Genomic DNA, 13,201 nt, shown 5'->3' with positions numbered 1-13,201 from the left:
CCCGGAACCGGGCCGGGCGTCGTCACGAACGGGTGCGGATCGGCGACGGGGCCGAAGCGACCCGTGTGGACCCTCACCGTCGCTGACCATCACCGCTTAGTATAAGCCGGGAATACGATCCCGTATGCGAACACCAGCACCCGATAGCCGACCGGTCGCGCTGACGATCGCCGGCAGCGACTCCGGCGGCGGCGCGGGAATCCAGGCCGACCTCGCGACGATGGCCGCCCACGGCGTCTTCGGCACGTCGGCGATCACCGCCGTCACCGCCCAGAACACCCGCGGCGTCTCGTCCTCGCACGTCCTCCCGACCGACGAGATCGACGCCCAACTCGAGGCCGTCACCGACGACTTCGCGATCGGCGCGGCGAAGACGGGAATGCTCGCGACGACCGACGTGATCGAAACCGTCGCCGAACACGCACGGACGTTCACGTTCCCGCTGGTCGTCGATCCCGTGATGGTCGCAACCTCCGGGGATCGACTGCTCGAGCCCGATGCGGAACGCGCCTACGAGGAACTGCTCGGCCGGGCGACGCTGGCGACGCCCAACACCGACGAGGCCGAAGTACTGACCGACATCGCGGTCACCGACGATGAGAGCGCGGTGGCGGCCGGCGAGGCGATCCTCGAGACGGGCGTCGACGCCGTCCTCGTCAAGGGCGGCCACCTCCCCGGCGAGACGGTTCGGGACATCCTCGTCACCGACGGGAGTGTCCGAACGTTCGAGCACCCGCGGGTCGGCACCGAGGCCACCCACGGCTCGGGCTGTACGCTTGGCTCGGCGATCGCGGCCCGTCTCGCCGCGGGCGACCCGCTCGAGACGGCCGTCGAGGGTGCCACGGAGTTCCTCGAACGCGCAGTGCGCTACTATTACGACGTCGGCGAGGGCCACGGCGCGGTCAACCACATGGTCTCGCTGCGAAACGAGGCCGCCAGGGAGCGAACCGCCGAGGACGTCCAGGCGGTCGTCGACCGGTTCGTCGAGGCCGACGTGTCGGCGTTGGTCCCCGAGGTCGGGATGAACGTCGTCGGGGCGACGCCCTACGCCGACTCCGTCGCCGAGACCGCCGCCGTCGAGGGCCGCATCACGCGGACGCTGTCGGGCGTCCAGCCCAACCGCGGGGTTCGGTTCGGCGCCTCGAGTCACGTCGCTCGCTTCCTCCTCTCGGCACGGGAGTTCGCCCCCGACCTGCGGGTCGCTGTCAACTGCCGGTTCGACGCGGCCGTCGAGGACGCGCTCGAGGCCCTCGCGTGGCCGGTCGCCGAGTACGACCGCGACCGACAGCCGGACGAGATCAGGGAGACGGCGGACAGTACGATGGGATGGGGTGCCCGGCAGGCCTTCGCGGATCGCGACGAGCCCCCCGTCGCCGTCGTCGACCGCGGTGCGGTCGGCAAGGAGGCGCTCGTCAAACTCGTCGCGGACGATCCGGAGACGCTCGCCGATCGAACGCTGGCGCTCGACCGAGAGGTGACCGAATGAGCACCGACGAATCGGGGTCCGCGACCGACCTCGATGTCGGCCTCATCCTTCCGCAGTACGGCACCGACATCGGAACGGTTCGGGAGACCGCACTCGAGGCCGAATCGCTCGGCTACGACGCGGTCTGGCTCGAGGATCACTTCCAGTCGTGGATCGGCGACCCGCGACGCGGTGTCCACGAGCCCTGGACGACGCTGAGCGCGATCGCCGAGGCGACGGCGCAGGTGCGGCTCGGCACGCTCGTGACGAGCCAGTCCTACCGCCATCCCGCACTGCTGGCGAAGATGGCGGCGCAGGTCGACCGCATCAGCGACGGCCGCCTCGAACTCGGCCTCGGCGGCGGCTGGTACGCCGAGGAGTACGACCGCTTTGGCTACGCGTTTCGGGAGCCGCCGGCCGAACGGCTCCGCCGACTCGCCGAGACCGTTACGATCCTGCAGGGGCTCTGGACGAACGAGACGTACAGCCACGAGAGCGAGCACCTCGAGATCGCCCTCGACGAGGCGTTCTGTGAGCCCCAGCCGGTGCAAGACCCCCATCCGCCGATCTGGATCGGCGGCGGTGGCGAGTCGTTTACGCTGCGTTACACCGCCGCCCTGGCCGACGGCTGGAACTACGGCACCCTCGAGCCCGAGGGCTTCGCGGCGAAACTCGCGGTCTTACGCGAGCACTGCGAGAGCGAGGCTCGATACGACGAGATCCGAAAATCCGCCGAACTGTTCGTCTTCGCGGCCGAGACGACCGAGGCCGCCGAAGACAAACGCGAGGCGTTCCGGCACGAGTTCCTGCCCGACGACGGACCGAGCGAGCCCCGCGAGTTCTTCCTCGCCGGCTACCTCGAGACGGCGCCGACGGGGACGCCGGCGGAGATACGCGACCAGCTCGCCGACTACGCCGACGCCGGCATCGAGGAGGTCATGCTCGCGGTTCCGGACGCGGCCGCCGATGGGGACCGGAGCCTCCGGCTGCTGGCCGACGAACTCACCGGGTAGACGGCCGGCCGATCCGGGCCGGTGCCCGAACCGCTCGCTCCCAGCCATCTCCATTCGACAGCAGAGCTATAGGGCAGGCGAGAGACGGCCCCGATATGAGTGATCCGTCGTCGGCCGGTGGGACCAACGTCGAGGGAGAGTCACCACGGGTCGAGCCGACGATCGAAACTGACGAGGTGACGATCACCGACGACGCCGAACTCGAGCGGACGCTCGGGCTCACCGGTGGCCTCGCTATCGGGATCGGGACGATGATCGGGGCCGGTATCTTCGTCTTTCCGGGGTTGGCTGCCGGCCGGGCCGGGCCCGCGGCGGCTGGGTCGTTCGCGATCGGTGCGTTCATCGCCCTCCTGGTCGCGCTGCCGGCGTCCGAACTCGCGACGGCGATGCCCAAAAGCGGCGGCGGCTACTACTACATCTCGCGCGGTCTGGGAACGCTCCCCGGGGCCGTGGTCGGCCTGTCGCTGTGGTTCGGACTGGTGTTCGCGACGGCGTTTTACCTCGTCGGCTTCGGCTACTACGCCGTCGACACGCTCGCGGAACTCGGCGTCCCGGTAGGCGATGGCCTCGTCATCCCGCTGGCGCTGCTGTTCGGTGCCGGCGTGACCGTGCTGAACGTCACGGGGACGGAAAACGCGGCGAAACTGCAAAACGGGATCGTTGCGTTGCTGCTGTCGATCCTGATCGTGTTCCTCGGCTACGGCGGGCTCGACGCGCTGGGGATCGTCGGGGAGCCGTCCGCTCCCGAACAGTTCGCGCCGTTCGGAACGATGCCCGTGTTGACGACCGCGGCGCTCGTGTTCACCTCGTATCTCGGTTTCGCGCAGGTGGCGACCGTCGCCGGCGAGATACGCGACCCCGGACGGAACCTGCCCCTCGCGATGGTCGGCTCCGTCCTCGTCGTCGGCGTCCTCTACGTCGCGGCGATCTTCGTCGCGACCGGTGCGTTCGGGAGCGAGCGGCTCTCGACGTTCGGCGAAACGGCGATGGTCGAGGTCGGCCGCCACTACTTCGGCCCGGCCGGTGCGGTCGCGATCGTCTTCGGCGGACTGCTCGCGACGATGTCCAGCGCCAACGCATCGGTGCTCAGCACGTCGCGAGCCATCTACGCGGTCTCGAAGGACGCCCTGTTACCGCGGCGCGCGAGCCACATCAATCTCCGATACGGCACGCCACACGTCGCGCTGGGAATGGCCGGCGGGCCGATCCTTGTGCTGGTCGCGACCGGTCGCGTGGAACTGCTCGCGGAGGTCGCATCGTTCCTCCATCTCGTCACGTACGGGCTGCTCTGCGTGGCCCTGCTCGCACTGCGGCGAGCCGACCCGTCGTGGTACGACCCTGACTTCCGGGTGCCCGGCTATCCCGTCGTCCCGATACTCGGCGCGCTCGCGAGCTTCGCCCTGATCGGGTTCATGCAACGGACATCACAGCTCGTCGGTATCGGGATCATGCTCGCAACCGCCGGCTGGTACGCCTACTACGGCCGTGACGTGACGCTGAAGGGGGTGGTCGAATGACGCGCGTGCTGGTTCCGCTGGCGATTCTCGAGGGCGAGTCGGTCTCGACCGGCCTCCCGACGCTGCTCGCGACGATGGACGTGACCGTGCTCGGCTACCACGTCCTCCCGGAGCAGACGCCGCCGGACCAGGCTCGCCTCCAGTACGAGGACCGGGCGACCGCCGCCCTCACCGATCTCGTCGGGGCCTTCGAAGCGGCCGGCGGGAGCGCCGACCATCGCCTCGTGTTCACCCACGATCGGGAGCGAACGGTCGATCGGGTCGCCGACGAGGTCGCCGCCGACGCCTACGCCGTCACGGGCGCGACCGGATCGGTCGATCGCCTCCTCGTGGCGTTGACCGGCGACCTCGTTGTCGATCGGATCACCGCATTCGTCGCCGAACTGGTCGGCGACCGCGAGATCGGCGTTACGCTCTTTCTGGCGACCGACGACGAACCCGGCGGCCGGGACTCGATCGCGGCGGCTGCCGACTCCCTCGCCGAACGCGCGCTCGACATCGAGACCATCCTCGCGGTCGACGAGCCGCCCCTCGAGGCGCTCGTCGAGGCCGCAACGACCCACGATGCGATCGTCATGGGCGAACGGTCCCCGTCGCTTCGGTCGTTCCTCCTCGGCGAGGAGGCCGATCGCGTCGCTGCCGAGGCGGTCGGGCCGGTGCTCGTCGTCCGCGAGGAGAGCACCGACGCGGCAACGACTCGTGAGCAGGGGATCGACGCCGATCGCGCGTCGCAACGCGAGGACTGAGGTTCTGGGGCCGGTCGACCGGTCGATGCCCTCGCCCCCGCGATACGCCCGGCCGTTGGGTCCCGGTTGTTAGCCGTCGGCCGTGTCCTCGCCGGCTGCCGGCTCGAGGTACTCGCCGCGAATCACCAACACCGGATCGACCGTCCGTCGGGCCAGTCGTTTGACGCGGTCCCGGAAGATGACCCGACGGATGGACGGGCGGCTCTCGCCGGCCACCAAGAGATCGTGGTCGGCCGCCGCCTCGACGATCGCGTCCGTGGGCGATTCGTCGACGACGACCGTGCTGTCGATCCGGCCGCTGTCGACCCCCGCAGCGACCAGTTCCGACCGGGCCGTCTCGAGTAGCTCCGCCCCCGCCGCCCGTTTCGATTCGTCCAGCGCAACGTGAAAGAGCGTGAGTTCGAGGGTCGTGCCGTCGAGGATCGTCGCGAGCAGTCGGGCGATGTGCTCGACGTTGACGTCGCTTCGAATCGCGACGAGTATCGTCTCGAGGACGGGTGCCGGATTGAGCACCAGGACGGCGTCACAGGAGTCGTCGACGGCGACGCGTTCGAACGTTTCCAGCCGGTCGTGGGTGAAGGCCAGTCGCGACGTCACGTCACAGCCCGCCTCCTCGAAGATCGTCCGCAACTCCTCGAGTTCGGCCCGCGCGCGGTCGCCGTACTGCGCGCGTGCCTGATCCGTTCCGGTCTGATCGGGGAGTTCGCGATAGCCGAGTAGGACGACCGGGATCGACGCGAGCGCGTCGACGATCGTCCGCGGGACGCTCTCCCCCTCGAAGATGGCGACCGGGATCAACACGCGATGGTCGCGGTCTGACATGGCTGACGAGTCGTCCTCCCACGGGCAGCGTAATATATCCCGGACTACGGACGCAGGAACTCCTCTCGAGCCCGAACACGGGAGCGGCCGCGCGTTTTTGTAGCTCGGCGACTTAAAACAGCACTGTGACGCCGCGAGAAAACAGCGGGACGACGAACGGAACGGATGCCGCGGCCACGTTCGGTGAGGAAGCCGGCGCGGCTCCCGGCGACGACGCGGTGGGGGCCGATCGGGAGGTCGAGACGCGCCCGGACAGCGTCGAGCCGTCGGCGACGGATGACCGCGACGTCGCCGTCTCCGTCACCGGGCTGTCAAAGCGGTTCGGCGACGGCGAGACGGCAGTCACCGCGGTCGACGACGTCGGTTTCGATATCGGGACCGGCTCGATCGTGGGCCTGCTGGGGCCGAACGGTGCCGGCAAGACGACGCTTATCAAGTCGATCCTCGGGACGGTCCTGCCGGACGCGGGCAGCGTCCGGATCCGCGGCATCGACCTCCGGGAGCGACCGCGGGCGGCTTACAGCGCCGTCGACGCGATGCTCGAGGGGGCGCGCAACGACTACTGGCGGCTGACCGTCCGGGAGAACCTGCGGTACTTCGCCACGATCAGCGGCGTCGACCCGAACTCGGTCCGCGACCGCCACGACCGGCTGCTGGCCCAGCTCGATCTCGAGGCGAAGGCGGACGTTCCGGTCCGCGATCTCTCCCGGGGGATGAAACAGAAGGTGTCGCTGGCGAGCGTCCTCGCCGGGGGTGCCGAGGTCGTCTTCCTCGACGAACCCACGCTCGGGTTGGATATCGAGAGTTCCCGGACGCTCCAGCGGGAACTGCGACGCCTCGCCGAAGAGGAGAACCTCACGGTCGTCCTCAGCAGCCACGACATGGACGTCGTCGAGACGGTTTGTGACCGCGTCCTCATCATGTCCGACGGGGAGATCATCGCGGACGACACCGTCGACGCCTTGCTTTCCGACACGGACCGCCACTGCGTTCGGATCACGAGCGCCGACATCGACGCCGCGCTCGTCTCGCGGCTGCGATGGCGTTTCGATGCGATCAAGGCCGAGCGACGCGACGCCGGCCACCGGATCGAGGTCGTGACCGACAGCGACGGCCTCTACGAGCTGCTGGCGACGCTCCGCGACGCCGGCGTGACGCTCGAGCGCGTCCGGACGGTCGAGCCCGACCTCGAGGACGTCTTCGTCGAACTGACGAGCGGTGACCGGGGTGACCGATGACCGCGGACGCGGGTCGGCCGGACGCGACCGAAGCACCGCGACCGGCCGGCTACCGGCACCTCGCGCGGGCCGTCCTCTACCGCGAGTACCTGATTTTCGTTCGCTATCCCGCGAACGCCATCGGCGGGCTCATCGCCTCGGTGTTTTTCTTCGGGCTGCTGTTCTACGGCGGCCGGGCGATCGCCGGGCAGGCGCTGACCGACTCCATCGAGGGAATTATCGTCGGCTATTTCCTGTGGTCGCTCTCGGTCGGGGCGTACTCCTCGATCGCGAACGACATCGGGAGCGAGGTCCAGTGGGGAACCCTCGAGCGCCACGTGATGTCGCCCTTCGGCTTCGCCCCCGTCGCGCTGTTGAAGGGTCTCGCCAAGATCGTCCGCTCGTTCGTCACCTCGTCGGTGCTGCTCGCGGTAATGCTGCTCATCACCGGACGGAGCCTCGAGTTGAACGTCGTCACGATCGTCGTCGTCGCGACGCTCAGTATCGTCTCGGTACTCGGCCTCGGACTGGCCGCCGGCGGCGTAACCGTCCTCTACAAGCGGGTCGGCAACTGGCTCAACCTGCTCCAGTTCGGCTTTATCGTGCTGATCTCCGCGCCCGCGTTCGGCCTCGGCTGGCTGCGGTTCTTCCCGCTCGCCCAGGGCAGCGCGCTCCTCCAGCGGACGATGATCGATAATGTCCGCCTCTGGGAGTTCCCGGCGGCCGATCTCGCGGTCCTCGTCGGGGTCGCCGTCGGCTACGTCGTGCTCGGCTATGCGGTCTTCCAGTATGCCACTCGCCGGGCGCGCCGGCTCGGCGTCCTCGGTGACTACTGACCCGTTCCCCGTCGTCGACGATCGCCCCGGAACCACGGACCCGCCACGCTCTCCCGTTCGGGCCTCGTTCGGTCTCGTATGGCCCACGACAGGATCCACGCGCGGAAACCAACCCACGACCTCGAGCAGTGGTCCGTCGGGACGATCGACGCCGTCGACCAACGGGACGGCCACGCCGTCTTCGCGGTGACGACCGCGGACGGCGAGTCGGTCGAACTCGTCGTGACGGTCGCGATCCGGGACCTCGTCCTCCGGCGACTCGATCTCGCGGCCGACGAGTCGCCGATCGGTGCCCGCGTCTGGTACCGAACGCACGGCGGCTGACGGCCGCGGATCGACACCTCTAGTAGCAACTGAAAGTCATTGTGCACCTGATCGCACGACGGCGTTGCGATCAGTGTGTAAATCGTTTCAGTTGCTACTATAGTTTTCGGTGGCGACGGGACCGCGTGGCATGGTCGAGAGCCCGTTCGACGTCGAGATCGAGGTGGGCGAAATACTCGAGGCCGAACCGTTCCCCGAGGCCGAGAAGCCGAAGATGACCAAACTGTGGATCGACCTCGGCTCCGTGCGGATCGCGGGGTTCGAATCGGAGGCGCTGACTGTCGGGGTTCCCAGCGAGGAGGGGTATCCCGTGTTGGTCTCGCCCGACGAGGACGTGCCGCTTGGTGGGGTGGTATACTGAATTCGGACATCGCGGTCGGAATTCGGACGATTAGTCCACGTCCGGACGAAAGTAAGAACATCTTTATAGTACCTGTCCTGTCGTTCGGATGACTAATGGGCCAGAACGAATCGGACTCCGATTCGAAATCGAAGTCCGAATCTGGCAACGATAGTCGCTCCATCGACGGTTCTGGATCGACAGCGAGTTCCAACGGTTCTGAACCGAACGAACGGCAAACCCCGGCCGAGAAAGTCGATATCGAAGCGCTCGAGATAGTTCGAAAAGAGTCCCGTGAGGTACTCGAGGAACAGATATCGCTGCTGGGTGACATCGATGGTAAGACTATGCGGACGGTCCGAACTGCGGTTCTCTTTATAGGCTGAACAGGCGCAATACCACGCCGTTCACGGCGTGGATACGAGCCGTCACTTGTCGTAACAACTCACCGTTCAAACGCCACCCCGAGTTTCCCATGGTGCTGGTTAAGTGGCAGGCGACCGACTGTAGAGGAGGAATCGGTCGGAACGGATCGGATTCCGAACCGTCCTTCGGAGGCGGCCTGTCCGCCCACGAAACGAGGCAATATCCGGAACGGCAGTCGGTGAACGCACATTCCAGAAGAGTGTGTCTGTGCTGACTGTTCAAAGCGAGCACCACGATACCCCCGACTCTGCTGACACCTGCCGGCGTCCCGCTGGCAAAAACAACACCGGGACACCACACACGGTCGAGGAGAGGGGTAACGGCGGTTTGGCACCGCCAGCAGTCCACCAGTTCGATGTGTAGGACTACCCGTGCCCGAAAGAACTGGGAGTCCGGTGACTGGACTGCGAACCTGAAACTCCTACCGCTCGGGATTCCTCCGCGTTTACCCGGAGGAGGATGTCAACGGCCTCGTTATCTCTGCGATTCAGATCAGCGGTGACTCGATAACGACCGAGGAGATCGGAACGTGGCCGTTCAGATTAGCGACCAGTGGCGTCGTGTTTTTGCTCGCTTCGATCGTGGCCGGTATCTGGACGTATTCCGTGTCAGATCCGAGTTTCGGCGTGAGTAGTGACCACCGGAAAGACGTTGTTGCGGGCGGATACACGGAGCGTGAGTGGCTCCGTTTTCAACTGAACGAATACGACGAGTGGACCGAATCGATGCGGGAGACGAATCAGACGAACGTCGTCGGGTTACACACGACGCTTTTCTCGTTGGTCGCGGGCGTACTTTGCCTCCTGCTCTCGGCCGTTTTAACGCTGGACGGGAGTCCGGACGAGTTCCTCTATCCGACGCTGTTCACGACGCTCCTCGTCCTCGGGATTGCCGCAGTTTTATCGGTGGCGAGAAGAAAGGGATAGATAACCATGGGCCGCTCACCGAAGACCGACCGCGAGCTCGAACCGGAGCGAGGGCATAAGGGACCGGGAGTGCTGTCCGCTGTCCGGACTCGAGCGAATACCTTCATCAGCGGCCTCAGAGAGTAGTCGACACCGTTCTTCGAAGCCGTTTTTGACGCGACCAACAGAGTAATCGTGGTCTCGTAACGGATCGGCGTCCGCCCCCGTTCCCGTCGCCGCCCGACCGCTTTCACCGCGGATCCCGCAGGGTTTTTGCGGTGGAACGACAGTCACCGAGTATGACCGAGGCGACGGGGATCGTCGGAGAGTTTTTCTCCCTCAAAGAGGGCACCGACGCCGATTTACTGGCGATGCAGTGTGGCGACTTCTACGAGTTCTTCGGCGCGGACGCCGAACTCGTCAGCGAGGAACTCGACCTCAAGGTGTCACAGAAGTCCTCTCACGGCTCGTCCTATCCCATGGCCGGCGTGCCGCTCGACGACCTGACGCCCTATCTCAAGGCCCTCGTCGAGCGGGGCTATCGCGTCGCCGTCGCCGACCAGTACGAGACCGAGTCCGGCCACGCGCGGGAGATCGTCCGCGTCGTGACCCCCGGGACGCTTCTCGAGACCAGCGACGCCGACGCACAGTACCTCGCGGCGGTCGTCGACGGCGGGAACACCGGTGGCTCGAGCGGCGGTGAATCCGGGTACGGACTCGCCGTCGCCGACGTGACGACGGGCCGATTCCTCGTTGCGGACGCCGACGACGCCGACGACGCGCTGACGGAACTCTATCGGTTCGATCCGGTCGAGGTCCTGCCGGGACCGGCCGTGCGAACCGACGACGAACTGCTGACGACCGTCCGCGAGCGTATCGAAGCCACCCTGACCCTCCACGAGACCGAGTCGTTCGCGCCCAAGCGGGCGGCCCACACGGTTTGCGAGCAGTTCGGCACCGAGACCGTCGACCGGCTCTCGGTCGGCGAGCCGACCATCGCGGCGGCCGGCGCGATCCTCTCGTACGTCGCGGAGACCGGTGCGGGCGTCCTCGCCTCGATGACCCGCATTCAGGCCCACCACGGCGACGACCACGTCACGCTCGATGCGACCACCCAGCGCAACCTCGAGTTGACCGAGACGATGCAAGGCAAGCGCGACGGCTCGCTGTTCGCGACGATCGATCACACCGAGACCAGCGCCGGCGGCCGCCTGTTGAAGGAGTGGCTCCAGCGCCCGCGGCGCTCGATCGCGACGCTCGAGGACCGTCAGGAGAGCGTGGCCGCGCTCTCGACGGCAGCGCTCGCCCGCGACGAGATCCAGGAGACGCTCGGCGAGGCCTACGATCTGGCTCGCCTCGCCTCGAAGGCGACCCACGGCAGCGCCGACGCGCGGGACCTCCTCGCGGTCCGGGAGACGCTGGCAGTGCTGCCCGCGCTGGCCGACTCGATCGAGTCGAACCCGGATCTGGCCGACTCGCCGCTCTCCGAGATCGTCGACCGACCGGATCGGGATGCCGCCCGGCAACTCCGGGACACGCTCGCGGACGCCATCGCCGAGGACCCGCCATCGACGGTGACGCAGGGGGAGCTCCTCCAGCGGGGGTACGACGACGAACTCGACGAGGTGATCGAGCGCCACGAGGCGATCACGGAGTGGCTCGACACGCTCGCCGACCGCGAGAAGCGCCAGTACGGACTCTCACACGTCACGGTCGACCGGAACAAGACCGACGGCTACTACATTCAGGTCGGCAAATCCGCCGCCGACGGCGTCCCCGACCACTACGAAGAGATCAAGACGCTGAAGAACTCGAAGCGCTTTACCACCGACGAACTCGAGGAGAAGGAACGCGAAATCCTCCGACTCGAGGACCGGCGCGGTGACCTCGAGTACGAGCTCTTCGCGGACCTCCGCGAGGAAGTCGCCGCGCAGGCCGAACTGTTGCAAGACGTCGGCCGGGCGCTGGCGACGGTCGACGCGCTCGCGAGTCTGGCGACACACGCCGCCGAGAACCGCTGGGTACAGCCCGACCTCCATCGAGGCGACCGGCTCGAGATCGAACAGGGTCGACACCCGGTCGTCGAGCAGACGACGGAGTTCGTTCCCAACGACGTGCGGCTGGACGAGGATCGCGGCTTCCTCGTGGTTACCGGGCCCAACATGTCCGGGAAGTCGACCTATATGCGCCAGGTCGCCTGTATCGTCCTTCTGGCTCAGGTCGGCAGCTTCGTCCCTGCGGAGGCGGCCGAGATCGGGCTGGTCGATGGCATCTTCACCCGCGTCGGCGCGTTGGACGAACTCGCACAGGGTCGCTCGACGTTTATGGTCGAGATGAGCGAACTCTCGAACATCCTCCATACCGCGACCGAGGAGTCGCTGGTCATTTTGGACGAGGTCGGCCGCGGGACGGCGACCTACGACGGCATTTCGATCGCCTGGGCTGCGACCGAGTACCTCCACAACGAGGTCAAGGCCAAGACACTCTTTGCTACTCACTACCACGAGCTGACCGGGCTCGCCGACACCCTCCCGCGCGTGGCCAACGTCCACGTCGCCGCGGACGAGCGCGACGGCGAAGTCACCTTCCTCCGGACCGTTCGCGACGGCCCGACGGATCGCAGCTACGGGATTCACGTCGCCGACCTCGCCGGCGTTCCCGATCCCGTCGTCGACCGCTCGAGGGACGTCCTGGAACGGCTCCGCGAGGAAAAAGCCATCGAGGCGAAGGGCGGCGGCTCGAGCGAACCCGTCCAGGCCACGTTCGATCTGGGCAGCGGAACGATGCGGACGCAACCGGCGGCCCAGGGACAGGCCCCGTCTCAGACGGCGTCGACCGACGGCGGCCCGACGGAGGCCGAGTCCGAGACGCGCTCGATCGACCCCGAAACCGAAGCCGTGCTCGAGGATCTCGAGTCGCTCGACGTGAACACGACGCCGCCGATCGAACTCGTCTCGACGGTCCAGGACCTCCAGGAGCGACTCGAGGAGTGACGACATGCGAGGGCGGTGGGACGTTCGAACTCGCCGAAGTGCGAGTCAATATCCTCCCGACTCCTTAGCTACCTAGTGACACACCACGTTTCCGGTGAACGCTGACTGCTGCCGCCGGAAGCTCCGGCCGCCCTGTCCCCGCGTCGGCCTGCGGTTTCGGTGCGTCGGCCGCGGGCTCCGTCCGCCCCGAGAGCGGACTCGGCAGCGGCCCCCGTTGCTCCCTCTCCGCTTGACTCGTCGTTCCGCTCGGGCCGCGCGGGTCTTCGGGACGGCGCTCGCGAGGTGCGGAATCGAACCGGGAGGTTCCGTCGGCGAACCGCGGCTCAGTCCTGTGGCGTGACTCGGCGATCGGGCTCGCTCCACAGCCACCAACGGGACGTTAGCACAGTTCGCCAAAATCGCGCCAGTCGTAACAATTGCGGAGATCGACTTCGAGCTCGAGCCCGCAGCCCTCGCAATAAAAGGCGACCGTCCGGTATCCGGGCTGAAACTCCTCCCATTCACCGTGGTCGGTACATTCGATTCGAATCCCTCGTTCTCCCCTCTCGGGGACGTCGACGGTGTAGTTGTGCATGGTGATGGAACACTCCGTCTCCG

Annotated in this window: 12 protein-coding genes; 11 read left to right on the top strand and 1 reads right to left on the bottom strand. The window is 67.0% G+C overall.

Annotated features, from left to right (window positions below):
- Positions 1-124: 124 nt before the first annotated feature.
- The 4 genes from thiD to ALTAJ2_RS01390 all read left to right on the top strand — a co-directional run bounded on the left by thiD (position 125) and on the right by ALTAJ2_RS01390 (position 4,741).
- A complete protein-coding gene (gene thiD, locus ALTAJ2_RS01405; protein WP_007110629.1) occupies positions 125-1,486 on the top strand; it encodes a bifunctional hydroxymethylpyrimidine kinase/phosphomethylpyrimidine kinase in 1,362 nt (453 codons plus the stop codon).
- Positions 1,483-2,478, top strand: coding sequence for an LLM class flavin-dependent oxidoreductase (locus ALTAJ2_RS01400; protein ID WP_007110630.1), 996 nt, complete (start codon positions 1,483-1,485; stop codon positions 2,476-2,478). The genes thiD and ALTAJ2_RS01400 overlap by 4 nt, the downstream gene beginning before the upstream one ends.
- Before the next feature lie 95 nt (positions 2,479-2,573).
- Positions 2,574-3,995, top strand: coding sequence for an APC family permease (locus ALTAJ2_RS01395; RefSeq protein WP_007110631.1), 1,422 nt, complete (start codon positions 2,574-2,576; stop codon positions 3,993-3,995).
- Positions 3,992-4,741: a universal stress protein gene (locus ALTAJ2_RS01390; RefSeq protein WP_007110632.1), complete on the top strand. Its 750-nt coding sequence runs from the start codon at positions 3,992-3,994 to the stop codon at positions 4,739-4,741. Before ALTAJ2_RS01395 ends, ALTAJ2_RS01390 begins: the two co-directional genes overlap by 4 nt.
- A gap of 69 nt (positions 4,742-4,810) precedes the next feature.
- On the opposite strand, the gene ALTAJ2_RS01385 is transcribed toward ALTAJ2_RS01390, so the two are convergent.
- A complete protein-coding gene (locus ALTAJ2_RS01385) occupies positions 4,811-5,563 on the bottom strand; it encodes a universal stress protein (protein ID WP_007110633.1) in 753 nt (250 codons plus the stop codon).
- A gap of 125 nt (positions 5,564-5,688) precedes the next feature.
- Between ALTAJ2_RS01385 and ALTAJ2_RS01380 the strand changes: the two genes are divergently transcribed.
- The 7 genes from ALTAJ2_RS01380 to mutS all read left to right on the top strand — a co-directional run bounded on the left by ALTAJ2_RS01380 (position 5,689) and on the right by mutS (position 12,604).
- A complete protein-coding gene (locus ALTAJ2_RS01380) occupies positions 5,689-6,801 on the top strand; it encodes an ABC transporter ATP-binding protein (RefSeq protein ID WP_007110634.1) in 1,113 nt (370 codons plus the stop codon).
- The gene (locus ALTAJ2_RS01375) at positions 6,798-7,616 is read left to right on the top strand and encodes a hypothetical protein (protein WP_007110635.1); all 819 of its coding nucleotides are present in this window, start codon (positions 6,798-6,800) and stop codon (positions 7,614-7,616) included. Before ALTAJ2_RS01380 ends, ALTAJ2_RS01375 begins: the two co-directional genes overlap by 4 nt.
- Positions 7,617-7,694: 78 nt before the next feature.
- Positions 7,695-7,940, top strand: coding sequence for a DUF7861 family protein (locus ALTAJ2_RS01370; protein ID WP_007110636.1), 246 nt, complete (start codon positions 7,695-7,697; stop codon positions 7,938-7,940).
- 130 nt (positions 7,941-8,070) lie between these two features.
- Positions 8,071-8,301, top strand: coding sequence for a hypothetical protein (locus tag ALTAJ2_RS01365; protein WP_007110637.1), 231 nt, complete (start codon positions 8,071-8,073; stop codon positions 8,299-8,301).
- Between the two features lie 95 nt (positions 8,302-8,396).
- Positions 8,397-8,666, top strand: a complete 270-nt coding sequence (locus ALTAJ2_RS01360) for a hypothetical protein (RefSeq protein ID WP_007110638.1) — start codon at positions 8,397-8,399, stop codon at positions 8,664-8,666.
- A 666-nt stretch (positions 8,667-9,332) separates the two neighbouring features.
- A complete protein-coding gene (locus ALTAJ2_RS01355) occupies positions 9,333-9,632 on the top strand; it encodes a hypothetical protein (protein ID WP_239647681.1) in 300 nt (99 codons plus the stop codon).
- A 278-nt stretch (positions 9,633-9,910) separates the two neighbouring features.
- Positions 9,911-12,604, top strand: a complete 2,694-nt coding sequence (gene mutS / locus ALTAJ2_RS01350; protein ID WP_007108667.1) for a DNA mismatch repair protein MutS — start codon at positions 9,911-9,913, stop codon at positions 12,602-12,604.
- Positions 12,605-13,201: the final 597 nt, after the last annotated feature.

This window comes from Natrinema altunense (assembly GCF_000731985.1).
GTDB classification, from domain to species: domain Archaea; phylum Halobacteriota; class Halobacteria; order Halobacteriales; family Natrialbaceae; genus Natrinema; species Natrinema altunense.
Note: the sequence above shows the minus strand (reverse complement) of the source record. Positions and strands in the feature narration are given on the sequence as shown.